The sequence below is a fragment of the Nocardia sp. NPDC049149 genome, assembly GCF_043197455.1.
Classification (GTDB): Bacteria; Actinomycetota; Actinomycetes; order Mycobacteriales; family Mycobacteriaceae; genus Nocardia.
The window spans coordinates 910,598-935,076 of sequence record NZ_JBICTD010000003.1; the positions used below are offsets into that span (position 1 = coordinate 910,598).

The 24,479-nt window shown below is 66.8% G+C and carries 22 protein-coding genes; 12 read left to right on the forward strand and 10 right to left on the reverse strand.

What is annotated here, in order from left to right:
* Positions 1–174: 174 nt before the first annotated feature.
* Entirely contained in the window at positions 175–633 is a 459-nt protein-coding gene (locus tag ACGFNJ_RS14895; protein ID WP_393447431.1) for a lytic transglycosylase domain-containing protein, read from the forward strand.
* A gap of 4 nt (positions 634–637) precedes the next feature.
* On the opposite strand, the gene ACGFNJ_RS14900 is transcribed toward ACGFNJ_RS14895, so the two are convergent.
* Positions 638–2,236, reverse strand: coding sequence for a carboxylesterase/lipase family protein (locus tag ACGFNJ_RS14900; protein WP_393447433.1), 1,599 nt, complete (start codon positions 2,234–2,236; stop codon positions 638–640).
* 164 nt (positions 2,237–2,400) lie between these two features.
* Here ACGFNJ_RS14900 and ACGFNJ_RS14905 point away from each other — a divergent pair, with 164 nt between their 5' ends.
* Together ACGFNJ_RS14905 and ACGFNJ_RS14910 are read left to right on the forward strand one after the other, a co-directional pair.
* A complete protein-coding gene (locus ACGFNJ_RS14905) occupies positions 2,401–3,048 on the forward strand; it encodes a TetR/AcrR family transcriptional regulator (protein WP_393447435.1) in 648 nt (215 codons plus the stop codon).
* Between the two features lie 153 nt (positions 3,049–3,201).
* A complete protein-coding gene (locus ACGFNJ_RS14910) occupies positions 3,202–4,134 on the forward strand; it encodes an anti-sigma factor RsbA family regulatory protein (protein ID WP_393447437.1) in 933 nt (310 codons plus the stop codon).
* A gap of 30 nt (positions 4,135–4,164) precedes the next feature.
* On the opposite strand, the gene ACGFNJ_RS14915 is transcribed toward ACGFNJ_RS14910, so the two are convergent.
* The 3 genes from ACGFNJ_RS14915 to ACGFNJ_RS14925 all read right to left on the reverse strand — a co-directional run bounded on the left by ACGFNJ_RS14915 (position 4,165) and on the right by ACGFNJ_RS14925 (position 7,427).
* Positions 4,165–4,947 carry a crotonase/enoyl-CoA hydratase family protein gene (locus ACGFNJ_RS14915; protein ID WP_393447439.1) on the reverse strand — a complete coding sequence of 261 codons (783 nt, stop codon included), beginning with the start codon at positions 4,945–4,947 and terminating at the stop codon, positions 4,165–4,167.
* A 69-nt stretch (positions 4,948–5,016) separates the two neighbouring features.
* On the reverse strand, positions 5,017–5,685 hold the full coding sequence (locus ACGFNJ_RS14920; RefSeq protein ID WP_393447441.1) for a TetR/AcrR family transcriptional regulator: 669 nt from the start codon (positions 5,683–5,685) through the stop codon (positions 5,017–5,019).
* Positions 5,682–7,427, reverse strand: a complete 1,746-nt coding sequence (locus tag ACGFNJ_RS14925) for an amidohydrolase family protein (RefSeq protein ID WP_393447443.1) — start codon at positions 7,425–7,427, stop codon at positions 5,682–5,684. Before ACGFNJ_RS14925 ends, ACGFNJ_RS14920 begins: the two co-directional genes overlap by 4 nt.
* A gap of 319 nt (positions 7,428–7,746) precedes the next feature.
* Here ACGFNJ_RS14925 and ACGFNJ_RS14930 point away from each other — a divergent pair, with 319 nt between their 5' ends.
* The 6 genes from ACGFNJ_RS14930 to ACGFNJ_RS14955 all read left to right on the forward strand — a co-directional run bounded on the left by ACGFNJ_RS14930 (position 7,747) and on the right by ACGFNJ_RS14955 (position 14,557).
* A complete protein-coding gene (locus ACGFNJ_RS14930; RefSeq protein WP_393447445.1) occupies positions 7,747–8,340 on the forward strand; it encodes a TetR/AcrR family transcriptional regulator in 594 nt (197 codons plus the stop codon).
* A 31-nt stretch (positions 8,341–8,371) separates the two neighbouring features.
* Positions 8,372–10,327, forward strand: coding sequence for a primary-amine oxidase (locus tag ACGFNJ_RS14935; RefSeq protein WP_393447446.1), 1,956 nt, complete (start codon positions 8,372–8,374; stop codon positions 10,325–10,327).
* Positions 10,320–11,711 (forward strand): APC family permease, encoded by a 1,392-nt coding sequence (locus ACGFNJ_RS14940; RefSeq protein WP_393447448.1) that lies wholly within the window; start codon positions 10,320–10,322, stop codon positions 11,709–11,711. The genes ACGFNJ_RS14935 and ACGFNJ_RS14940 overlap by 8 nt, the downstream gene beginning before the upstream one ends.
* Before the next feature lie 135 nt (positions 11,712–11,846).
* The gene (locus ACGFNJ_RS14945) at positions 11,847–13,319 is read left to right on the forward strand and encodes an AIM24 family protein (protein WP_393447450.1); all 1,473 of its coding nucleotides are present in this window, start codon (positions 11,847–11,849) and stop codon (positions 13,317–13,319) included.
* 228 nt (positions 13,320–13,547) lie between these two features.
* Positions 13,548–14,027 carry a L,D-transpeptidase gene (locus tag ACGFNJ_RS14950; protein ID WP_393447452.1) on the forward strand — a complete coding sequence of 160 codons (480 nt, stop codon included), beginning with the start codon at positions 13,548–13,550 and terminating at the stop codon, positions 14,025–14,027.
* A 155-nt stretch (positions 14,028–14,182) separates the two neighbouring features.
* A complete protein-coding gene (locus ACGFNJ_RS14955; protein ID WP_393447454.1) occupies positions 14,183–14,557 on the forward strand; it encodes a DUF1304 domain-containing protein in 375 nt (124 codons plus the stop codon).
* Here the strand turns inward: ACGFNJ_RS14955 and ACGFNJ_RS14960 are convergent.
* From ACGFNJ_RS14960 to ACGFNJ_RS14975, 4 genes are all read right to left on the reverse strand, one after another.
* Positions 14,545–15,012, reverse strand: a complete 468-nt coding sequence (locus tag ACGFNJ_RS14960; protein WP_393447456.1) for a VOC family protein — start codon at positions 15,010–15,012, stop codon at positions 14,545–14,547. The genes ACGFNJ_RS14955 and ACGFNJ_RS14960 overlap by 13 nt on opposite strands.
* A gap of 122 nt (positions 15,013–15,134) precedes the next feature.
* On the reverse strand, positions 15,135–16,526 hold the full coding sequence (locus ACGFNJ_RS14965) for a family 1 glycosylhydrolase (RefSeq protein WP_393447458.1): 1,392 nt from the start codon (positions 16,524–16,526) through the stop codon (positions 15,135–15,137).
* Between the two features lie 90 nt (positions 16,527–16,616).
* Complete coding sequence (locus tag ACGFNJ_RS14970; RefSeq protein WP_393447459.1) at positions 16,617–17,111, reverse strand: hypothetical protein; 495 nt, start codon at positions 17,109–17,111, stop codon at positions 16,617–16,619.
* A gap of 1,008 nt (positions 17,112–18,119) precedes the next feature.
* On the reverse strand, positions 18,120–18,575 hold the full coding sequence (locus ACGFNJ_RS14975) for a hypothetical protein (RefSeq protein ID WP_393447461.1): 456 nt from the start codon (positions 18,573–18,575) through the stop codon (positions 18,120–18,122).
* 369 nt (positions 18,576–18,944) lie between these two features.
* On the opposite strand from ACGFNJ_RS14975, the gene ACGFNJ_RS14980 reads away from it, so the two are divergent.
* The 3 genes from ACGFNJ_RS14980 to ACGFNJ_RS14990 all read left to right on the forward strand — a co-directional run bounded on the left by ACGFNJ_RS14980 (position 18,945) and on the right by ACGFNJ_RS14990 (position 22,458).
* Entirely contained in the window at positions 18,945–19,859 is a 915-nt protein-coding gene (locus ACGFNJ_RS14980) for a glycoside hydrolase (RefSeq protein ID WP_393447463.1), read from the forward strand.
* A 381-nt stretch (positions 19,860–20,240) separates the two neighbouring features.
* Positions 20,241–20,738, forward strand: coding sequence for a DUF4254 domain-containing protein (locus ACGFNJ_RS14985; RefSeq protein WP_393447465.1), 498 nt, complete (start codon positions 20,241–20,243; stop codon positions 20,736–20,738).
* Positions 20,739–21,201: 463 nt separating this feature from the next.
* On the forward strand, positions 21,202–22,458 hold the full coding sequence (locus tag ACGFNJ_RS14990) for a PucR family transcriptional regulator (RefSeq protein ID WP_393447467.1): 1,257 nt from the start codon (positions 21,202–21,204) through the stop codon (positions 22,456–22,458).
* An 11-nt stretch (positions 22,459–22,469) separates the two neighbouring features.
* Here the strand turns inward: ACGFNJ_RS14990 and ACGFNJ_RS14995 are convergent, their stop codons facing one another.
* Both ACGFNJ_RS14995 and ACGFNJ_RS15000 read right to left on the reverse strand, forming a co-directional pair.
* On the reverse strand, positions 22,470–23,306 hold the full coding sequence (locus tag ACGFNJ_RS14995) for an alpha/beta fold hydrolase (protein ID WP_393447852.1): 837 nt from the start codon (positions 23,304–23,306) through the stop codon (positions 22,470–22,472).
* A gap of 312 nt (positions 23,307–23,618) precedes the next feature.
* The gene (locus ACGFNJ_RS15000; protein WP_393447469.1) at positions 23,619–24,455 is read right to left on the reverse strand and encodes a DUF72 domain-containing protein; all 837 of its coding nucleotides are present in this window, start codon (positions 24,453–24,455) and stop codon (positions 23,619–23,621) included.
* Positions 24,456–24,479: the final 24 nt, after the last annotated feature.

The following is a 24,479-nucleotide window of genomic DNA, read 5'->3' on the forward strand; positions in this document are numbered from 1 at the left end:
CGGTATGCGTGCCCTTACCCAGATCACCGCCGACCAAAACTCAGCGTTCGAATCGAATTCATTCTCGATCACTTCGGAGTGGCAGCATCGCGGCATCGAATATTAATGATTTCCTGAATTGGCACTACCGGCTTCGAGGTTTCAACCATCGGATACGGAAGGACGGAATCGCCGATGCGGTATGTCATTCCTACGATTGCGGCAGCCGTTTGTGCGGTGTTTCTCGGCATGGCTCCCGCACATGCCGTCGCCACCGATTGCCATGCGCCGGACGCGCCGGCCATCTGCGCGAAACCGTCGGCGCTCACGAATGCCTACTCCGCCGGTTCGACGCTCTCGATCCCCAAGGCCACGGTCAGAGCGATCGCCATGGGCATCGTGCCGCCCCATCATTTCTGGGCGTTCGACAACATCATCACGCGCGAAAGCGGCTGGAATGTCTTCGCGCGCAATCCGGAAAGCGGAGCCTACGGACTGGGCCAGGCGCTACCGCCGGAGAAAATGAGCACGCACGGGCTCGACTGGCCGTTCAATCCGGTGACGCAGATCCGCTGGACCTATGACTACATGAACAAGCGTTACGGCAGCCCGATCGGCGCCTGGGATTTCTGGCAGGCCCATCACTGGTACTGACCGATCACCGTCCCTGCGCCGAAACTTCCTGCCAGAGCCCACAGCGATGTTCCTTGGCGACATCTGTGGTGGCGAGTGCGTCCGGCTTCAGTACCAGCGACTGATCGCCCGTGTGCCGCGGCCAGTCGGGCAGCCCGCGGCCGTTCGGATCGCCCGCGCGCACGAACGCCGACCAGTACCGAATCATCTTGTCCGACAGGTCACGCTGCGCCTGGCTCGCGGGCGCGCGCTGCGCACCCATGTCGAACAGGTACGGCAGCTCGAACGCGTGCGACGCACCGAGCGGGAACGGCGTCGGCAGCTCGAAGATCGGGGCGGCGTTGCGGTCTGCGAATTCGTAGGCATAGACCGGACCGGTCCGGATCATGGACTTCGACGCGTCGGCGATCGGGCACGCGAAGGTGTTGTCGGTGAGCACGGCCGACCAGGCCAGCGCGGGCTGCGGATAGCCGGTCAACGGGTACTGCGCGGCCACCGCGTCGGCATGCGCGCCGAACTCCTGGAGCAGCCGCGGGTATTGCTCCGCCGTGATGGGCGGGTCGAGCGCGAACAGGGTGCCCTCGTCGCTGTTGAGGCCGATCAATACCGGCACCTTGGCCGCCTTGCCCGCCCGGAACGCGGCAAGCGGCGCCTCGGGCAGCAGGGGTTGCCCGAAGATCGGCCCAGGTAGTTCCGGCCCGGATCCGGTGTACCGCAACGGTGTCGCCGCCACTTGCTCGGCGGGCACCGCGCGCAAGCACTGCGCCGCCGCCGGTTCGGCACATCCGAGCGTCTGGGCGTACTGCTCGCTGGCGGTGACCGCGGTCTGTCGATCGGCCTGCAGCTGGCACGGCCCGCTCTGCAGGATCGCGCCGTGGAAAAGGCGATCCGAGGCGGGCGACACCAGGTGATCGCACACCGACATCGCACCCGCCGACTCCCCGGCGATGGTCACCTTGGCCGGGTCGCCGCCGAATGCCGCGATGTTGTCGCGCACCCAGCGCAACGCCGCCTGCTGATCGAGCAATCCGAAATTGCCGACCTGGCCGTTGTCGTACGCCAGTGCCGGATGCCCGAGGAAGCCGAGCGCGCCGAGCCGGTAGTTGATCGTGACCACCACCAGGTCACCGGCGTTCACCAACCGGGACGGGTCGTACAGGTTGCCGCTGCCACTGGTGAACGCGCCACCGTGAATCCACACCATGACCGGCCTGCGCTGCGCGGCGGTGGTGCGCGGCGTCGACACATTCAGGAACAGGCAGTCCTCGCTGCCGCTGAGCTGCCCCTGTCTGAACGCCCGCTGCGGGCACTGCGCTCCCGGCTTCGTCGCGTCGCGCTCCTGCGACCAGATCGCCGGGGCCACCGGCGGTTTCCAGCGCAGCTCACCCACTGGCGGTGCGGCGTAAGGAATTCCGGAGAACACCCGCGCACGCTCGGTCAGCATGCCGCGCACCGGCCCCGATTGTGTATCGACGACAGCCGATTCGGTCGCTGGTCGTTCCTCCGCGCCGCCGCAGGCGGTCGCCGTGCCGATAGCCGCGACGACGACGGCGAATACCGCGGCCAGCCGCCGCAGGTGCGCGCCGCGGGTCGTCTTGCCGGAGTCGGGACGGTCAACTCTCATCGCGAAATCTCCCTGTCGACCCAACTCCCACATACCCCCTGGAGTCTACGGGCGGCGTGCCCCTTATCTTCTTTGTCGGCCGGTGGACGTGCGCTTGACGACTCTTCCACCTTCCCAACCACACCGCAACCGATCGGTCGCACTTATTGGGATAGGATGTCGACATGACGAACAGGCTTCCGGTCGCCGATGGGCGCCGCGCGCGCGGTGAGCGGTCACGGAGCACCGTGCTCGACACCGTCGTCGCCCTGGCGTCCACCGACGGCCTCGACGGGCTGAGCATGGGTCAGGTCGCCGCGGCCGCGGGCGTCAGCAAATCCGGCCTGTTCTCGCTCTGGCGCGACAAGGAAGAGCTGCAGTTGGCCGCCGTCGAACGGGCCAGGCAGCAGTGGGTGGACCTGGTGGTGCAGCCCGCCCTCCAAGCACCGCCCGGAATCCTGCAACTGTGGCGACTGCACGAGTCGCGCCTGGCGTTCTACACCGCCAAGGTGCTGCCCGGCGGTTGCTTCTTCGTGGCGATCCAATCCGAGTTCGACGACCGGACCGGACTCGTACACGACCTGCTCCGCCAACACGCCAAGGAGTGGGACGAGTACGTGCAGTCGATCATTCGCGGCGCGATCGAGGCCGGACAGCTGCGGCCCGACACCGACCCCGGCGTCCTCTCCTACGAAATCGACGCACTCGGCTTCGCCGCGGTGACCCGGGCCCGCCTGCTCGAACCCGACTCCGCGTACGCCCAGGCGCGCGCGGCCGTGCTCGGAATATTGCGGGCTTGTGCGACCGATCCGTCGATTCTGCCGGAGTCTTGATCCCGCCAGCGATCCGCGAACTGTGTACTGCGACAACGATGTCGCCGATCTCGGCAAGCCCATCGCGGCTGGTTCCGCACAGTGGGCCGTTGGGGCGTAGTGTTTTCCACAGAGTTTCCCTGCCGCGACTGGGCAGAAGAGGTGATGCGAACGGTGCAAGCTCGGACTACAGACCCGTTCGTCCATCCGGCGTTGTTCTACAGCGACAGCGCGGAGTACCTCGCGGGCACCATCGGATTCATCAGAGCAGGTCTCGCCAACGATGAACCGGTCGCCGTCTCGGTCCCCGGCCCCAATCTCGCGCTGATCCGCGCCGAACTCGGCGCCGATGCCCAACACGTCAAGCTCATGGACATGACGGTCGAGGGCCGCAATCCCGGCCGCATCATCCCCGGCGTGCTGCGCGCCTTCGCCGACACCCACCAAGACGGTCGAGTCAGGATCATCGGCGAACCCATCTGGGCGGGCCGCTCGGACACCGAGTATCCGGCGTGCGCTCAGCACGAAGCGCTGATCAACGCCGCGTTCGCGGGGCGCGAAGTCTCCATCCTGTGCCCCTACGACACCGAACGGCTCCACCCGACCGTGCTGGCCGACGCACACGTCACCCACCCCACCCTGATCGACCGCATCGGCGAACGTGCCAGTGCCGCATACGATCCCGACCGCATCGTGGCCGCGTACAACCAGCCGCTGCCTGCGCCGCGTTTCGGTGCCGAGACCATCGCCTTCGATGCCACCGCCCTCGCGGCCACCAGACATCGCGCCGTCGACTACGCACGCGAGGCAGGCATGGCCGAGGAGCGCATCATCGATCTCGAACTGGTCGTCGCGGAGACGACGACCAACTCGGTGGTGCACGGCGGCGGCAGCGGCACCCTCGCGCTGTGGGTCGAGGGCACGCACATACGGTGTCAGGTCCGCGACGCGGGCCACATCACCGATCCGCTGGCCGGTCGCCGCCCGCCGGAGCCGTTTCAATTCGGCGGCCGCGGTTTACTTTTGGTCAACCATCTGAGCGATCTGGTCCGCATCTGCACCGGCGTGGACGGCACGACCGTGCAGATGGATCTCCGTCTCGCTTGACCGGGTGTCGACCAATTACCTTCCGGCAGTTCACTTGCCGGTGAAGTTGGCCTTGCGTCGCTCGATGAACGACTGAATACCCTCGGCGCCGTCGGCGGTGGCGAAGAGCTTGGTGACATCGCCGACCAGGTGCTCGGCCGCGGCCGCGTTGCCTTCGTCGCGCGCCCGATGTGCGGAGGCGAGGATGGTGCGCACGCCCAATGGCGCCGAGTCCTCGGCTATTTCGGTCGCCAGCGTCCGCGCGGCGGCGAGTGCCGTCGCGGCGTCGGGGGTCACCTGTTGCACGAGCCCGATCCGGTAGGCCTCGGCGGCGTCGAACTCGGCGCCGGTCAGCACCCAGCGCATCGCATTGCCCCAGCCTGCCTCGCGCCAAAAGCGCAGTGTCGCACCGCCGAACGGGTAGATGCCGCGCTTGACCTCCAGCTGACTGAACCGGGTGCCCTCGGCGGCGATCCGGATGTCGGCAGCCAGCAGCAGCTCGATACCCAGCGTCATGCACCATCCCTGCGCCACGGCGATCACCGGTTTGGTCCAGCGGTAGTCCAGCCGCCACGGATCGACACCGTCGTCGGGGTAGGTGATCGCGCCGCCCGCCAGGGCAGGCGCGACGTCGACCAGGTCCAGACCCGCGGTGAAGTGCTCGCCGTGCCCGAACAGCACACCGACGCGCAGATCGTCGTCGTTCTCCAGCAGCGCGTAGGCGCGCGAGAGCTCGCCGAGCATCTCCAGGGTGAAGGCGTTGCGCTTGTCCGCGCGGTTGAGTCCGATGAGCAGAACGTGTCCGTCGCGTTCGACGGTGACGGTGTCAGCCATGCGGCCCAGTCAACCGCAGAATTATGGTGTATGCAATAACGGAGAACGGTATGGCCTGGTCAGCGACGTTCATGAGCTCGTTTCGACCTGGGTCGACGCCCCCGTCAGCTGCCGGAAGACCTCGGCGATGTATTCGATGCGGGCATCCTCGAGCTCGGGGCGCGGATAGGTGACGCGGAAGATCGCCTCACCGTCGAACATGTGCGCCATCGACGTGGCCAGCAAGCGGGCGACCTCGGCGGGCACCAGCGGCGTCAGCGCCGCGATCGCCACGCTCTCGACATCGTCGATCAGCGCGCGGGCGACCGGAGCGAGCCTGGCCCGCAGCTCCGGTTCGGTGCGCGCCGCGACCAGCAGTTCGAACCACACCGCGTTCGTCTCCTCGCGGATCCGATTGCGCCCACGGTGCAGGATGTGAGTGAGATCCAGTGGACGGCCGTTATTTTCGCGTTGGCGAAGATTGTCGAAGGCCTGCATGTGCCGACGACCGACCTCCTCGGCCGCGGCGACGACCAAGTCAGTGCGCGAGTCGAAGTGCCGGAAGATGCCGCCCTTGGATACGCCTGCGCGGCGGCTGATCTCGCCGAGCGAGGCGTTGTGGTAGCCGACCTCGGCGATGGCCTCGATGGTGGCCTCGACGAGCTTGGCGATGGTGGCCGCACGCCGCTGCGCCTGCGTGCGACGCGGCGCCGGCGACGCCTGCCTGGTGGCCGCCGACCGCTTGGGTTGATCGCTCACCGGGCCTTGGCCTCGAGGAATCGTCCGGTGCGCGTGGTACCGAGAACCGGTGCCGCCGTGCCGTTTCCGAAAACATAATTGCCGCCGACGAAGACGGCCGAGACAGCGCCGTCGTTGCGATTGACCATGCGGGAAAGGTTGTCATACTGGGCGACCGGACTCTCCGCGTAGTCATCGAGCGAGGCGTCCAGCTCGGCCGGATCGATGATCACCAGATCGGCACGGTCGCCTTCGCGCAGATGCCCGGCATCCACTCCGTACCAGTCGGCCAGCTCACCGGTCAGCCGGTGCACGGCACGCTCCAGCGAGATGAAGCCACGACCCGCCCGCTCGGCATCGCGGGCATGCCGCAGGAACCGCAGACCGAAGTTGTAGAACGCCATGTTGCGCAGGTGCGCACCGGCATCGGAGAAACCGAGCTGCACACCGGGATCCGCGCCGAGCTTGGCCAGGAACTCCGGACGATGGTTGGAAATGGTTGTGCGCCAGCGCATTTTGGTGCCATGCGCGAGCACCAGATCGAGGAACGTGTCCACCGGGTGCAGGCCACCGCGATCGAGACCGACCTGTCCGAAGGTCTTGCCGATCACCGAATCATCAGGGCAGGAGACGATCTCGGCATCGAAGAAGTCACGGTGCCAGACCCGCACGCCGAACCTGGCTTCGTAGTCCTTGCGGAACCGGCGGCGGTAGTCCTCGTCGCGCAGCAGCGCGTTGCGTTCGATCTCGTCGGCCAGATGCAGCGCCGCCGCGCCGGATCCGAACTCCTCGAAGATCACCAGGTCGATGCCGTCGGCGTACACCTCGAACGGCACCGGCAGGTGCTGCCAGCGGAAATCGCCGCCGAGCGCGTTCAATGCCCGCGCGATCGGCCCCATGATGTGCACGACCGCCGGCGTCGCCTTGATGTCCGCGGCCGAGAGCAACGTGGTCTTCAACCGCTTGCGGAAGATGCCGAGGGTGCTCAGCGTCATCGCGGCGAGACTACGCGGCGAGCCGACGTCGGGGCCCGCCTGCAGCACTCGATCGCGCCGCCGCAGAATCGCGTTGAGGCGACGGCGCTCCTTTGCCTTCGCGTAGGTCGACGGCAGCGTCCGCGATCGGCAGGTCTCGCCGTCGAGTTTGTCGAACATCAACTGCTGGGCCGACATGCCGACGAATCCGGCATCGAGGGCCTCGTTCAGCGCCGCCTCCATCGCCGCCATTTCCTGCGGCGTCGGGCGAACATCCTTGCGGGTGGCCCGATCCAACCCCATCTGCGCGGTGCGGATATCCGAATGACCGAGCATTGCCGCGATATTCGGCCCCAACGGCAGCCGCTCCAGCGCGGCGACATACTCGTGCGCCGAGTTCCACGTCTTGAGCTCGTCGATGGCCTCGATGACGTGCTTGCGCGGGATCGCCTCGACCCGCCCGAACAGATCACCGGCATCGGTGCCGCCGACATGCACGGTCGACAGCGAACACGACCCGAGCAGCACCGTGGTGATGCCGTGCCGCACCGACTCCGTGAGCCCTGGCGTCTTGAGCACTTCGATGTCGTAATGGGTGTGGATGTCGACCATGCCGGGCACCACCCACTTGCCCTCGGCGTCGATGACCTGCGCGCAGCCGGTCTCGTCGAGCGGCGCGACCGAGACCGCGACGACCCGATCGCCGCGCAACCCCAGGTGCCGGATGGCCGATGCCGAACCTGTGCCGTCGAACCAGCGGCCGGCCTTGATGATCGTGTCGTAGCTCACTCCAATATTGCAACCGATCGGTTGCTAACCGTCAAGACTCGATGGCTATCGATCAAGACCGGTCATATAGCGATCCGATTGCCGCAATTCCGGTCAATCCTCGCATCGGTCGCGACATTTGACGCATATCACTCCTCATCAGCGAAATCTCACAGCAGGCGGTTGAGAGGAATGATTTGCCCCGCCGTAACTCAACGCTCTTTCGACAGAAATCTGCGGCTGCCAGATTTATTTCGGACAACCGTAGGAACAAGGGAGCGCGGATGGTCGCGAGTGATGCACCGGTCACCGACCGTTGCCGCAGTCCGAGGTGGAACCGATGCCCAAGCTGGTCGATCACGAAATGCGACGGCGGGCCATCACCGCTGCGGTCTGGCGGCTCATCGCCGCGCGCGGGATCGACCGGGTCACCATGCGCGATATCGCCGCCGAGGCGGGATTCGCGAACGGCTCACTGTCGCACTACTTTTCCGGCAAGGACGACATACTGCGACTGGCGTTCCAGCATGTCTTCGAAGCCACCAATATCCGGATCGCCGCGCGCCTCGGCCGGGCGAGCGGCCTTGCGGCGATCCGCGTCTTCTGCCGAGAAGTGTTGCCCGTCACCGACGAAACCCTGTTGGAGGCGCGCATCGCGACCTCGCTGTGGCAGCGCGCGATGTACGACGCGCAGATGTACGACATCAATGCCCGCGCCATGCGGGAATGGCGCGCACTCCTGACCGAATTCTTCGGTCAGGCAAGACAAGCCGGCGATATCGGTGCCATCAACGTCGGCACGGTAGTCGAGCAATTATTGAACATGATGATGGGCGCACAGATCCTCGGCGTGCTCACGCCGGACATCACCACCGCCCGGCGGCAGCTCGACATGCTCGAGTCCTTTCTGGACGCACTCCCCCACCCCGCCTGAACACCACAGGGCGCACGCACCGGAGGGCCGCATGCCCACACGCACACCACAAGATCCCGATCATCCGCTCTCCTTGGCTACCGAGGACGAGATCGCCGCGGTCCGCGCCATCGTCGACGCGGCGGGATTGATCGCTGCGACAACACGTTTCGTCTACGTCGGACTCGAAGAGCCGGACAAATACGCGGTATACGATCGGCCGGACGACGCGCCGCTGGATCGCCAGTTCCGCGTGCTGCTGCACGACACCGAACGCCCGATCGCCATCGATCTGGTGGTGTCGCTCGGCAGCCGGACGGTGCGCACTTCTCGCACCCTCGACCCCGCCGTCGACGGCCAATTGCCGGTACTCGACGAGGAATTCGAACTGGTCGAGGCGCTGCTGGTCGACCACCCGGACTGGCTGACCGCGCTGGCGGCACGCGGGCTCGACGTCGCCGAGGTGCGGGTGGCGCCGCTCTCCGCGGGCGTCTTCGACTACCCGGACGAGACCGGCCGACGCATTCTGCGCGGCTTGGCCTTTCACCAACAGCATGCGAAGGATCATCCGTGGGCCCACCCGATCGACGGACTTGTCGCATTCGTCGATGTGCTGAGCCGCGAGGTCCTCCGGGTGCTCGACACCGGTCCGGTCGCCGTGCCGCAGGAATCCGGGAACTTCGACGACCCTGCCGTCACCGGCCCGCCGCGCACCACCCAGCGGCCGATCGAGATCACCCAGCCCGACGGCCCGAGCTTCACCGTGCACGGCAACCGCGTCGAATGGGAAAAGTGGTCGGTGCGAATCGGTTTCGACGCCAGAGAGGGTCTTGTCCTGCACCAGATCGGTTTTCGCGATGGCGACCGGGTGCGGCCGATCCTGCATCGCGCCTCGATCGCGGAAATGGTGGTGCCCTACGGCGACCCGTCGCCCGTGCGATCGTGGCAAAACTACTTCGACACCGGCGAATACCTGGTCGGCCGCTACGCGAACGCACTGGAGCTCGGCTGCGACTGCCTCGGCGATATCACCTATTTCGACACGGTCATCGCCGACGAAGCGGGCAGGCCACGCACCCTGCGCAACGCGATCTGTATGCACGAAGAGGACTTCGGGGTGCTGTGGAAGCACACCGATCTGTGGACCGGGTCGCGCGAGGTCCGCCGCCAACGCAGGCTGGTGATCTCCTTCTTCACCACCATCGGCAACTACGACTACGGCTTCTTCTGGTACCTGTACCTCGACGGCACCATCGGCTTCGAGGTCAAGGCCACCGGCGTCGTCTTCACCGCCGCCTATCCCGGCGCCGACCACCCGTATTCCTCGCAGATCGCACCGGGTCTCGGCGCGCCGTATCACCAGCATCTGTTCAGCGCGCGTCTGGACATGATGATCGACGGGCACCGCAACCGCGTGGAAGAGGTGGAGAGCGCTCGGCTGCCTATCGGCCCAGACAACCTGCACGGCAACGCCTTCACGCTGCGGCGCACCACGTTGACCCGGGAATCGCAGGCCCAGCGATCGGCGGACAACCGGACGGGACGCGCTTGGCACATCAGTAATCCGCAGGTGCGCAACCGACTCGACGCCCCCGTCTCGTATGCGCTGTACCCGGAGGGCAAGGAAACACTGCTCGCCGACGACGACTCCTCGATAGCCAAGCGGGCCGCGTTCGCCACCAAGCACCTCTGGGTCACCCGCTACGACCCACAGCAGCGGTATGCCGCAGGCGATTTCGTCAATCAGCATCCCGGCGGCGCTGGGCTGCCCGAGTACGCGGCCACGGATCGGGCCATCGACAACGAAGACGTGGTCGTGTGGCACACCTTCGGCCTCACGCACTTTCCGCGACCGGAGGACTGGCCGATCATGCCGGTCGACTACACCGGCTTCGTGCTCAAACCGGTCGGCTTCTTCGACCGCAATCCCACCCTCGACGTGCCGCGCGCGGGCGCAGGCCACGCCGACCCGTCGACCAGTTGCTGCCACGGAGCCTCCGATGACTGAAACATCCACTGCCACTGCCCGATTACGTGGCTCGATCGGGGTGTCGGGCATCGTGTTCCTCGTCATCGCGGCGGCCGCGCCGTTGACCGCTCTCAGCGGCGCATTGCCGCTCATGATCGGTCTCGGCAATGGAGCAGGCGCACCGACCGCCTACCTGGTCGCCGCCGCGGTGCTGCTCGTCTTCAGCGTCGGCTACGCCGCGATGAGCAGCCATGTCGACGACGCGGGCGCCTTCTACGCTTACGTTCGCCATGGTCTCGGCACCGAGATCGGTTTGGGCGCAGCAGGATTAGCGCTGCTGACCTACACCGCCATTCAGGCTGGCATCTACGGACTCGCGGCGTCGACCGTCGAGAATCTCGTCGTCCACTACGGTGGCCCCGAACTGCCTTGGTACCTCTACGCTTTCGCGCTGATCGGCATCGTTGCCGCACTCGGTTACCGCAACATCGAGCTCGGCACCAAGGTGCTCGGCGTACTGCTGATCGCCGAAATCGGCATCGTCGTCGCCCTCGCCGCCGTGGTGCTCGTCCGAGGCGGCGCACACGGCGTCGACACCGTCTCCTTCACACCGTCCGCGTTCTTCGACGGCTCGCCCGGCGTGGCACTGATGTTCGCGATCGCCTCGTTCATCGGGTTCGAGGCCACCGCGATCTACGGCGAGGAAACCAGGGACCCACGGCGCACCATCCCGCGCGCCACCTACATTGCGGTCGGCACCATCGGCGTGTTGTACGCGGTGGTCAGCTGGGCGGTCGTGCTCGCGTTCGGCAGCGACGGCGTCGCCGCGGCGGCAGGCGAGGATCCCGAGGGCTTGACCTTCGCCGCGGCGCGCATGTTTCTCGGCGAGGCCGCCGCCGACGCCATGTCGATCCTGTTGGTGACCAGCCTGTTCGCCGCCGTGCTCGCGATGCACAACGTGGTGTCGCGCTACGGCTACGCGCTGGCCCGCGACGGCATCGGCCACCACGCGTTCGGGCACATTCACCACCGCCACGGCTCCCCGCACAAGGCGTCGCTGGCGCAGACCGGGTCCGCGCTGCTCGTCGTCGCCGTGTTCGCCTGCGCGGGCGCCGACCCGGTCCTGCACCTGTTCACCTGGATGGCAGGGCTCGCCACCGTCGCCATCCTGGTGCTGATGCTGCTCACGAGCATCGCGATCATGGCCTTCTTCCGCCGCACCGGCGTCGATCGCCGCCGGTGGCACACGGTGTTCGCGCCCGCGCTCGGCACCGCCGGATTGTTTCTGGTGACAGCCCTGGTCATCGACAATTTCAGCACGCTGGTCGGCGACTCGACCGTGGTCGCCACGATCCTGCTCGCCCTCGTCGCAGCCACGTTCGTGGCCGGTGTGGCGGTCGCGCTGGCCCGCCGCACCGGATAGTCACCGGCAACGGTCGCCGCACAATCGGCGCGGCGCGCACCCCAGACAGTGGCGCGCGGCCGGGCTTCGGGACACACTTGATCCCGTGAATCGCATGTCATTCGGCCTGATCGCCGACGGCAGGGGTGGTCCGCGATGACCACGCTTGCCCGCGGCGAGAACCGACCCGCCCCCGCCGATCGGATGACGGTCACCGTCGCCTGCACCGTGGGAGTGGACGTTTCGGCGCTGCTCCTCGGCCCGGACGGGAAAGTTCGCTCCGACGCCGACTTCGTCTTCTTCAACCAGCCGGTCGGGCCGGGGGTCACCTATCGGCACGGCAGCGGCCGCGGCGACATGGTGGACGTGCAGACCAGCGCGCTACCCGCGGACGTCGACAAGGTGGTCGTCACCGCAAGCCTCGACGGCAGCGGGCCGGCCACCTTCGCGGGGGCAGGCTCGCTGCAGGCCACCATCGGATCGGATTCGGGGGCACTGACTTTCCCGATGTCGGGTCTGACCACCGAGACGGCGGTCGTCTGCGTGGAGATCTACCGGCGCGGCGGCGCATGGAAGGTGCGCGCGGTCGGCCAGGGGTACGACAACGGCCTGGCCGGTATCGCGACGGCGTTCGGCGTCGACATCGACGACGAGCCTGCGCCGCCACCCGCCGCCGCACCACCCGCATCCCCGCCCGCCGCCGCGGCGCCCGGGTACCCGCCTGCCGCCCCACCCCCCGCGTATCAGCCTGCAGCACAAGGATATTCACCCCCACCACCGTCCTATTCGCCTGCACCGCCGCCGCCGCACCAACAGCCCCCCGCATACCCATCGGCACCCGCCTATTCACCGCCCGCCGCGGCACCATCACCTCAGCAAGGAGCACTGCCGATGCAGAGCGAACTCTTCGACCCGAGCCACGCCGAAGTGAACGGGGTCGGCATCCAGAAACAGGGCGGCAAGATGGTCAAGGTCGCCGTCAACGGCGAGGTCATGGCGCGCGCCGGATCGATGGTCGCCTACCAGGGCGACATGCAGTTCAAGGCGCTCGGCTCGGGCGGCATCGGCCGGGCGATCCAGCAGCGGCTCACCGGCGAGGGCGTTCCGTTGATGAACGTGTCCGGCCGCGGCGATCTGTTCCTCGCCGACAGCGCCGCCGACGTGCACCTCATCGATCTGGACGGCACCGACGGCCTCACCATCAACGGCTCCAACGTGCTCGCCTTCGACACCTCGTTGTCCTACAACATCCAGCGGGTCCAGGGCGCCGCAGGCGTCGCGAGCAACGCGGGCCTGTTCAACTGCGTCTTCACCGGACGCGGCCGGATCGCCATCACCACGCACGGCTCGCCGGTGGTGCTCAATGTCGATCAGCCGACCTACGCGGATCCGCAAGCGGCAGTGGCCTGGTCGTCGAGCTTGCAGACCGGGATCAAGCGCAACGATTCGTTCGGCCTCGGCAGGCTGATCGGCCGCAGCACCGGCGAGGGCCTGACGCTGTCGTTCTCGGGTCGCGGCTTTGTCATCGTGCAGCCATCGGAGCTGCCGCCCGGCGGATTGCTCGGCGGCACCGGCGGCGGCCAGCAGGCCGGACAGAGCGGCGGCGCCCTCGGCGGATTGTTCGGCTAGTTAAGTTTCGCGCGCCGCGATTGACCATACGCGCGGCGTCCGCGATGATCGCACCACCTCGAATTTCTACGGCGTTATGCGATGAGGTACTCCTATCCCCCTGGCATTTCGATACGCAGTGTGGCGGCAAGGCGAAGAGAGGTCGGTAATTTGAACAACAGCAACCGTTTGAGAAAATGGTCGGCGAGATTCGTGGTGCTGGTCGCTGCCGCGGCAGCCGGACTCACGATGACGGTCACCGCTCAGGCCGAGCCGCTATGGCCTGGCGGCCCGCTGTGGCCGGGCGGTCCGGAGGTGCCGGTCGGTCCTGACTTCGGCACCCCCGCGCTCGTCAAGCCGCCGCCGCCTGCCCCGGTCCTGGCACCGTGCACCGCCGCCAAGGCGCGGGCGTGCATGCGGCTGTCGACCAAGCAGGTGTGGCTGATGGACAACGGCAAGACCACCTACGGCCCGCAGCCGATCGAGATCGGCAGGCCAGGGTACGAAAGCCATGTCGGAGTCTTCGACGTCGACTTCAAGCGCAGGCACTTCTGGAGCACGATGCACAACGCTCCGATGGAGTTCGCCGTCTTCTTCGACGGTGACATCGCCACCCACATCGGACCGCTGGACTCGATGTCGCACGGCTGCATTCGGATGAACCCCGATGCCGCCGAGGAGACCTTCAACTGGCTCGAGCCCGGCGACATCGTTCAGGTCGTGGAATGAGCTGTTAAGTCCGCCTTCAAACACGGGATGCCCACACGGGCATCCCGTTTTTGTTGCCCGCCTGCGCGTCTGCGCCCCACGTGACCGGTCCTCTGTCATCCTCGAGGCAACAATCCGGGCCACGCCCGGCAAGCGCGCCAGGAAGCGAGTCGATCGTGCGGGTGGTAGCCGAGATTCTGGTCGGGTTGGTGGCGGCGCTGCACGTCTACATCCTGATCATGGAGATGTTCCTCTGGACGACGCCGCGGGTGCGGGCCGCCTTCGGCAGCACCGCCGAATTCGCCGAGCAGACAAAGGTTCTCGCCGCGAATCAGGGCCTGTACAACGGTTTCCTTGCGGCAGGGCTGATCTGGGGGTTGATCGCGTCGGACCCGGTCGGGTGGGCGGCGATGATTTTCTTCACTGCCTGCGTCGTCGTCGCGGGTTGCTATGGCGCCGCCACCGCGAGCCGCCGCATCCTGGCGGTCCAGGCGCTGCCCGGCGCGGTGGCGCTGGTCGCGGTGCTGCTCGCGGGCAGTCAGGCATCCTGAGGCGTGCCCGCGCCGGTCAGATAGTAGGTGAGCGCGGGAGCGCCGACCCACTGCTCGACGATTTCGACCAGCAGGCCATCGGTGGTCCGGTGGTAGCAGACGCCGGGTTCGGTGGCGCTCTCGTGCACCGTCGCCGTGGCTTGCAGCGGGAACCCCGCCTCGGCCATGCGCAGCGATTCCGTCCTGGTGTCGTCGGCGAAGAAGCCGACGTGGTGCAGGCCGGTCTCCGACCAGATCGAGTTCGGAACCTGTTCCAGCAGTTCGAAATACGGCGGGCCCTGCTTGGAGAAGGTCATCATCGGACCGATCGCGGGGGCGCCGAAGGGCGAAACCTGACGCCCGCAGCGGACCGGTTCCAACCATTCCAGGCCCAAGAGTTCGGTCAGTTCGTCCATCGCCTTGCCCAAATCGGCCACGACCACGCCGAAGTGATATCCGGGAACGAGAATTGGCATCGCTGTCTCCTCACGGTCGAGTGCCGGGACGCACCCGACACCCTTCGCGAACGGTCGTACGGTGGATTGTCAAGAGTGCCCGGCGACGGAAACGCAGAACACCAATCGGTCTGATAATCGCGCTAGGACACCGGTCTATCGCAGCTCGCGGGTGGGTCGACGAGCTCACATGGCGCGGGCGGGCGGGGACGATAGCCCGCGGGGAGGTCACTCGCGCCGATCACGGCCTGATAGGTGGCGACGGCGTCAGTAGGACGGCGAGTCAGCGTCGGATCCTTCAGCACATCGACGGTGTAGAGGCCGAATCGCGGGCTGTAGCTGCCCCATTCGTAGTTGTCGGTGATGCTCCAGTAGTTGTAGCCGACGATCCGGATACCGTCGGCCTTGGCACGCTTGATCCAGTACAGCGTGTCGAGCAGATGGCAGCTGCGGGTGTAGCGACCCTCGTGGCTTGCGCAGTCTTTGCTCTGCGCGCCGTCGTCACCGTCCGCGGTCGGCATGCCGTTCTCGACGATGTAGATCGGCTTGTCCTTGTTCTTCCCGAAGAGGTTCCAATAGCGGTGCAGCGCATAATAAATGCCCTCGGTGCGCAGCGGCAGGTTCCACATGCCGGGGTCACCGACCGCGGCGATGGAACGCACGGTGGCGATCGGCTGCGTCTTCGGCGGTTCGTAGCCGAAGTAGTAGTCGAGGCCGATGTAATCGAGCTTGTCGCGGATCTTCTCGATCACGCCGCCGTTGGCCTTGTCGTCCTCACCCGCGACGTAACCCATGTTGCTGGTGACTTTCGCGTCGGGCTGCACCCGGTGGATGAAGTCGTAGATCCTGTTGTGCGCCTCGGCAATCCGGTCCTCCATCAACGCCTGATCGGTGCCGTTGTGCCTGACCTCGTGCATGATGTAGGCGACGGGTTCATTGATGGTGACCCACAACGGTTTTCGGTAGGCGAAGCGCGTGACGACCTTCTCCATGTTGGCCATCCAGTCGTTCACCATGTCCGGATGGTTCCAGCCGTCGGGACACGGCACACCCACGACATCGGTGCGCTTGCACGCCCATCCCGGGTACACCCAGTGATCGAGGGTGAGCATCGGGGTCATGCCCGCCGCCACGATCGTGCCGATCACCTTCTCGTAGAATTCGAAACCCTTGGCGTCCCATTCGAGCCGGTTGTTCGGTTGCAGCCGGGCCCACTCGATGCCGATCCGGAACACCTTGACGCCGAGCTGCCTGGCCAGCTCGATGTCGGAGGCGTACTGGTGAAAGAAGTCGACCGAGTTGCCGTAGTCCTCGGCGCCGAGCGCATGCGTCTCTGCATACCGTCGCCAATTGCTATCGGGCGCATAGCCTTCCGACTGGAAGCCGGAGGCAGCCACCCCCCACAGGAAGTCGCGCCCGAACGCGACATCACCCGCCGCTGGCCCCGGCGGAACGGCGACGGCCACCCCGGGCACCAGCAGCGCAGCCATCGTGGCCGCGAACGCCACCGCGGCCCGGCGAGTGCATGTGCGCATGATCGCCGAACATAACCGGCCGATAGCTGAATTTCTCGCATCGACGGTTCCTGTGGCGAGTCCGAAGCAGCACCGACGGCGACACTGCCGTCAGCCACGTCCGATGCGGTCGATGACCTGGAGCTCGGGTGCGCCGTATGCCGCGTTGCTCGCGCAGGTGGCTTCCTCCTCGGCGTCTGCGGCGGCGTCGGCGACCCCGATGTCCTCGGGGGCGAACGCGGCGGCTTTCGCGGCGACGAGCGCGCTGGTGGCGGCAGTCTGCATCGCGACGGCGACGTCGGCGGTGGTGACCGCGTAGTAGGTCGCCTTGGTGGCGTGGTTGGCGGCGACGTAGGCGTTCCACGCGGCGTCGCGGGCGTTGGGTGCGGCCGCCGCGGCGCGGGCGGAGCCGTGCGCTCGGGCGGCATGCTCAATGGCCTTGTCCCGGTTGACAGCTCGAGCGCAGGCCGCGCTGGCGCGATAGGCCGCACTGCTCGCGCGAGCGCTGGCTTGCACCAGCAGTTCCCGTGCGCCGACGACAGGCTCTGGTTCGAGCACCGCGGTCGCCGACCTGCCGGGTAGGAAATGAATGACCTTGCCTACCACGGGACACCGCCGATGCCGGCGAGTGCGTTGGTCGCGAACCTCTTCGATAAATATGTCATAGCGAATCTCCTCAATTGTCCTACGTATCCGGAATCCGAAAAGCCCACGCTCAAAAATGCGAACCCCTCGAGTGCCCGAATTCGAACCGGACACCGCGAGGGGATACGCGACGCACTAGCCGACAATGCCAAAGGTTAGAAGCCCGATCAGGTTCTCCAACAACGCAGTAACGACGCCAACCACATCGAAGAGGCCACTCAACATAATGATTGCTCCCTGGACAGGTGTATGTCACGAGCACGAGCCGGATCGCGAAGTAGGCTAGCGCACCGGCGCCGGGGAGGACAAAACACCTGCGCCCCAGCGCGACTCCCGGCCGGCGGGCCGGCGCGATCGCATCGTCGCAGCTAGCACGAATCCGCCGAAAACGACCGAAATCCGTTCCATCCGCACGTACTTCGGCAACGAAGACACTATCGACGCATGCCAGGCACTGCCAGCGTTGGACACCCGACCGGGATGTCCCGCCGACTGGAGTCGGCTATAACCACCCGGCCACTGCGGTAGTCACGTTTTTGCGAAACATCGATAACCCTTGTGGTTTCGCATCAACACCTGTCGACCGACCGCGCACCGAAGCATGTCGGCACTACGGCATATTCAGAAACGCCGATGCCGCAGATCGGGAGACTCGGTGGTGGGTGGGAGAATTCGAGGCGAACACACTCGATGTCATTTTCGGCGACGCGGCCTCGATAAATCGCCACACCATGCCGTGACGATGAGGCCCGGGGATCACCCGGACCTCACCGGACTGTGTACAGCGATAGCGAGCCGCAGGGGCGACCACGACTCACTCTGCGGAACTGTCCCGAAATGCGCGGGACGCACCAATATTAACCACCAGCCCGCTATTTCGTGGCGATTCCGGATGGAATGACCACTCGACCGTGGCGACACCCGCGAAACGCACTGTTGCGTACGCATCCGACCGGCTCGATATCGTCCCTATTTCTCGGCAACGGTATGGCCGGTGAGCGTGTCGTAGGCGGCACCGGCGGCGAGGAGGGCCTGGCGGGTATCGACCTCGCGGGCCGGGTCGGCACCGCTCGGCACAGTGCGCCAGTCCACCCAGGCGCCCGCCAGCGCGGCGACCGCCGCGCCGACGCCGTCGACGTCGGGGATCGCCTCGGTGATCCCTTCGATGAGGTAGCGCCGCAAGGTGCGGGCCGCGCGCTCGATCCCCTGACTGTTCGCCTGTCTCGTTTCCGCGCGGCGGGGCCCGACCGCGGCCCGATGGCGGTGGATCCACTCGTCGACGGCCGCGAGCAGGCAGGCGGCCCGCAGCACCGGCGCGGCCGGATGCCGTTCGGGGACAACGTCATGCATCGCGTCCAGCAGTTCGCGGGCGGTCGGTACAGCGCCTGGCCGGTCCCGGTTCGGCCGATCGACGGGCTCATGCATGGTTGCTGCTCCAGATATTCGGCTTTCGGCAAACGCGGGACCGCACAGGTGTGTGCAAGGGGCACTGACCGTTGGTGCTGGCACCGCCGGGGGCGAGCGGATCCGTTCGCCCGACTAGAGAGTCGCATGCGCGATGACCGGCCGTCTTGGGCTGGACTCCAATGCCGTATCCGTAACTTGTTCTCCGACACAGCATTCGATGGCAGCGGTGCGCAACCCGTTCAGCACGAGCCCGCCGCAGACTGCTTCGTACCTGCCGACCCGACCGAGACGACCGTCCCAGCCCAGCCCAGGCCACCCGTGGGCACCGCCCGCAGGGGTACGGCGTGTCGGCTAGCGAGCCGCTATCACCGCTGGATAATCCGATGCGTGACAGCTATAAGTCGCAGGTCGGCGCTGGCGCTCGCGGCGGGGATACCGTTGAGCATGCTGGCTCACAACCATGCCGCCGCGGCGCCCGCGATGCGCTACACGATGAGCGCGTTCACCAACGCCAACGAAACCGATTTGTACATCTACGAATCCGCCGACGCGCTCGACTTCAAGCTGCTGAGTGGGCCCGCCTACCGGCCGCCCAACGGATCATTGTTGCGCGACCCCAGCATCTTCCGGAATTCCGACGGCGTCTACTACCTCACCTGCACCACCGCGTGGGAGGGCCACACCATCGGCTTCGCCAGGAGCACCGATCGGGTGAACTGGAATCACATGTACGACATCCCCGTTCTCATCCCCGGCGTGACCAACACCTGGGCCCCGGAATGGTTCGTCGACGCCGGGGGCCGGGTGAACGTGATCGTCTCGCTGGCCGTCGAAGGCCGCTTCACCCCGCACATGATGACGGCAACGACGCCGGGATTGTGGACGTGGAGTCCCCTCACCCCGGTTGCCGGGCTGGCCGCCCGTGACGGCGCCGCCTTCGGCTACATCGACACCACCATCATCTCCCGCGACAACCGCTATTTCGCGTTCACCAAGAACGAGGAGACCAAGTTCATCGAGCTCGCCGTCGCAGGCAACCCCATGGGCCCGTATGCCTTTATCGAACAAGGCAATTGGGCGAACTGGGGTGGGCCGAGGGAGGGGCAGTGCGTGATCGCCCTGCCCGACGGGAGCTGGCGCATCTACTTCGATGCCTACAACCCCGACACCCTCGAAGCGGGCAAGTACTACTTCAGCGACAGCAGCGACGGCTTCCACACCTGGACCGAGCCCCGCGAACTGCCGGGCCTGTCGGGCACGATCCGGCACTGCACGGTCTACCCGGAGCTGCTCCCCGGGTGAATCCGGCGCCGACGCCGAGCTGCTCGGATTGCCGGAGCATAACCAAAGAGGCCAAACACCGGACGAATTGACCTGAATCCGTCTTCCGGAGCCTGCCGGCACCGACCATGCTGATAGGTGCATCCGGCACCCGGGCGCTCTGCTCCCTTATCTCGGGTACGCGCAGAACGGCCAGCCGAGCCAGAGGATTACGGCTGGTCGCCGGGGGTCGGGTGCACCTCGACCGTCGTCAGGGAAGGCTGCCGTGCCAACGCAACCGGACAACCGAGAGCTGGGGGCCGCGCGGCAGTGCGCGCGAACCACGTCCCCGCCGCCTGTCGCCGATACTCGAGCCGTGGTTGTTTGCCGAGCGCATCCGCCGCACCGCGTCGACCGCGACACGTGACCGTGCAGACTGCCGACGGGCCCAGACCGCGGACCCTGCCGATCGGGTCGGGCGGCGTGCGGCCGATGCTGCCCGACTGGCACGAACTGTCCGCGGCGCTGCGCATGCAGACCGGTGACCGCCCCGGTGATCACCTCATCACGCAACTGGCGCGCGCCTTGGCGCAGTTGCATCACACCCGCCGCGCCCAGCCCGAGCGGGCCGCCGAAATCGACTACCGCCGAGGGGAAGTCGTCACGGTCATCGACGGGTGGGTGGCCAAGCAGCTGGCCCCGCGGCGCGCCCAGGACCGCGGCACGGCCTCGCTCGGCCGCGCCGTCGACCGCATGGCCGCAGCCCAGATTCTCGCCGATCACCTGCTGATGACCGCCGACGATGTCGCCGAGCAGCAGGTGCACGCGGCGTGGTCCCGGCTGGCCGCGCTGGCCAACGACTGGACCGACCTGATTCATGAATTCGACACGCGCCGACCGCGTGCCATCGAGCGCCGATAAACATGCCTCGACTTCACGACGGAATAGACCAGAAGTATCCCGATAATGGTGGCAGTTCCGTGGTATCGACGAGCGGGTCGACGCGAAGCAATCCGATGAATTCATCCACGGACCCATACCGCGTCAAAATGACCTCCAGCAGGCGCCGCGCAGCTTCGTCCGGTTTCATGAGCGGGTTATGCCCATGGGTGCACAACACAAACCGACCCGTAGGTCTTTTTATTGGGCGTTCGTGTACTGATCGACGATCCGTCCATTATGGCCCTCCGCGTGTGGGGTCGGTGCTGATCGGAATTGCCACAAGACCGTCCCACCCTTCGGGGACCTGCACAGACTACCCAGCGCGAGTGTGCAAAACCGTATTCGCACAGTGTGCGTCGCGCAATTTTCAGACGGAAATATCGCGGCACCGATCCCCTCGAATGTGCCGCACAGCGGCACCCAGAGCAGCAGAATGTGGCCTATGACCGCCCTGGATCAGGAGGCCCTGGATTGGCTCGTCCAATTCGGGGCGCAGGCTCGCAACGACGAGCAGACCCAACTGTTGGTCGACCTCGTCGACGGGAAGATCAACGAGGTCAACGCGCACCTGCCAGGCGACGCCGAACTCGGCGAACAACTGCACGCCGCGACCCGCGCACATTGGCGCAGCTTCCTCGCGATGGTGAGCAGAGAGGTGTTCGAGGTCCATCCGCCCGCCGAAGTGCTCGCGCTGTCGCGCACGGTGGCGCGGCGCGGGTTCGGGATCGACGTGGTGATGCGGACCTACCGGGTCGGGCAGGCCATGCTCTGGCAGTTCATCACCGACCTCCTGAACAAGGCGATCGAGGACGACCAGCTCCGCAGCGCGGTGCTGCTGCTGTTCTGGGATCGGGTGCTCGAGTGGACCGACACCTGCGTCGAGGCCTCGGTCGCGGTCTACACCGACGAGCGCGAGCAGTGGCAACGTGGCGCGCTCGCACGCCGATTCGGGCTGGCGGGCTCGATTCTGCGCGGCGACACCGTCGACATCGACCAGGCCGAGGCGCAGCTCGGGCACTCGCTGCGCAGGCAGCAGACCGCGATCGTGCTGTGGGCCGACGAGTCCGCGTCCGTGCCGGAACCGGTGCGCACGTTGGAGAAGCTCGGCACCGACATCGCCGCGCACCTCGATGCCGCGCGGCCGTTGATGCTGTCGTCCGGTGTGCGCGGCATGTGGGTGTGGGTCGCCACCGCGGGCGTCCCCGATCTCACCGGGTTGCCGCTCGGCGGGCAGCCTGGGCTGCATGCCGCCGTCGGCTCGTCGGCGCCGGGCGCCACCGGGTTCAGGCAGAGCCATCGCGAAGCACTCGCCGCCCAGCGGGTGGCGATCGAAACCGACTATGCCCCAGCGGTTATCCGCTACACCGACGTCGAATTGGTCTGTCTCACCACCGGTGACGGCAGCGTCGAGGCGATAAGGGTCATGGCGGCAAGGGAATTGGGCGCGTTGACGAGCGCCGACGAGACCACCGCGCGGTTGCGCGAGACCGTGCTCGCCTACCTGGCGAGCGGCCGTAACGTGCCCGCCACCGCCCAGCTGCTGACCGTGCACCCCAACACGGTGCGCTACCGCATCAACCAATCCGAGGAACTGCTCGGTCATTCCATCGAGGAACGGGCCACCTATCTCGAATTGGCGTTGCGCTGCGCCCAGATCTACGGCGACAAGATCCTCGCCCCGGATCGCGCAGGCACCTGAATCAGCCATGCTCAGCCGTCGACATCGGCGAGGAACGACTGCAGCAGTGTCGTGACCACGGTCGGCTGCTCGAGCACGCAGCTGTGCCCGGCCCGTTCGATGATCTCCAACCGCGCCTTGGGGATCAGCGCCGCGAGCCGCTGCGCGTCCTGGATCGGGGTCACCGTGTCGTCGACGCCGACCGCGACCAGGGTCGGCACCGAGACGCCGGTGATCTCCCGATCAGCGGGCGCGCGGCCGACCACCCCGAGGATCGCCTTGCGGGTGCCGACGCTGTCGATGCGATCGAGCCGCTGGGCCCATTCGTCGAGGAGATCCGCGGCGGCGGGATCGCGCAGGAAGGCGGGCCCGAACAGTAGCCGCGCAAGTTTGCCGCGGACCGCGTCGACGCCGAAAAGCCTTACGGCCCAGGCGAGCCGGGTGTACCTGCCGATCTTGGCCGGATCCTCGGGTCCCGCGCTGGTGTCGAGCAGGGTCAGCGACCGCAACAGCTCGCCGTGTCTGGCGGCGACGCGCTGACCAACGAAACCGCCCATACCGACGCCGACCCAGTGCACCGGTGCGAGCGTCAATCCGCGGATCACCCCGACGGCGTCAGCGGTCAGCGTGTCCATGTCATAGCCGTCCGGCGTGGGCTGGGTGCCACCCTGCCCACGCCAGTCGATGGCGATGCACCGATAGTGCCTGCGCAGCACGTCGATCTGGGCCCGGAACATCCAGCCGCCGAACAGCAGGCTGTGCCCGAACACGATGACCGGGCTGCCTGAGCGACCGGTCGGGTCGCCGCTGTCGGTGTATCCGATCGGCACGCCGTCGACATCGATCGTCCGAATGACCGTGGACAGCATCACCGGTACGCCCGCCCCCGACGCGACGCGCGTACTCCCCGAGGTCCCTCACCCCCAGCGAGTCGAGCGGGCAAACCAACCGCCCGCGGCCCGGCCGCACGTTCGAAAGCAGGGATCTGGTCAGCGAAGCGATGAACAACGAGCCAGGGCACGAGATGCTCCTCAGGAGTTGCCTCAACCGAACACGGAAGAACGCTCCCTCATCGTCTCAGGGGAACGCCCCGATTCGCTTGGCGCAGCCACCAACACGATTGCCGGGGGTTGTCATCGGGCACAACCCGCAGCGCGCGCCGCCGCCGGGCGAAGGTGTTCTCAGAACAATGTCATCGGTCCGGTCGGGGCCGGTTCCGGGAGCGGTTCCAGCTCGGGCACCCTGGCGGCCACCTCGGCGTGGAAGCGGCGCGCCAGCGTGACGGCGTCGGCGTTGTTCGGGGTATGCAGGAAGACGGTGGGCGAGCGCCCCTCACGCAACCAGTCGGCGACGATGCCGACCCAGCGTTGCCAGCCCTCGACGGTGCGGTCGGTCGACTCGCGGCCGTGGTAGCGGACGATCGGGTACTCGGTGAGGGCACGGGTGCGTAGGGGGACGCGTGGCTTCTTCGACCACGCCTCCTGTTCTCCCGGAGTAGGCAGGCCGTCGAAAAGCACTGTGGTGTCGAAGGTCAGCCATTCCGCGTGCACTCGCGCGAGCACGCGTTCCAGGTAGCGGGTCGCCTGCTCGTTCTCGAAGAACGCCGGGTGGCGGACCTCGACGGCGCAGCGGTACGAGCGCGGCAGCTCGCGCAGGAAACCGGCCAGCGCGCCGAGATCGTTGGGGCCGAACGAGCTCGGCAATTGGATCCAGAGGGCATGCGCGCTCGGGCCGAGCGGCTCGATCGCCGACAGGAACGTGCGCAGCTCCTCGTCGGCGCCGTTCAGCCTGCGCTCGTGGGTGATCGACTTGTGCAGTTTGGGCAGGAAACGGAACTCCGGAGTGAGCTGTGCGGCCCACGACTCGACCGTGCGCACCGCGGGGATGGCGTAGAAGGTCGTGTTGCCCTCCACCGCGTTGCATCGCGCGGCGTAGGCGGCCAGCCGATCCCCCGACGCCGGTTGCCATTCCTGCCATGCCGCGTGCGTCCACATCGCACAGCCCACGTGAAGCCGCATGCCAGCGACGGTAGTACAACCGTC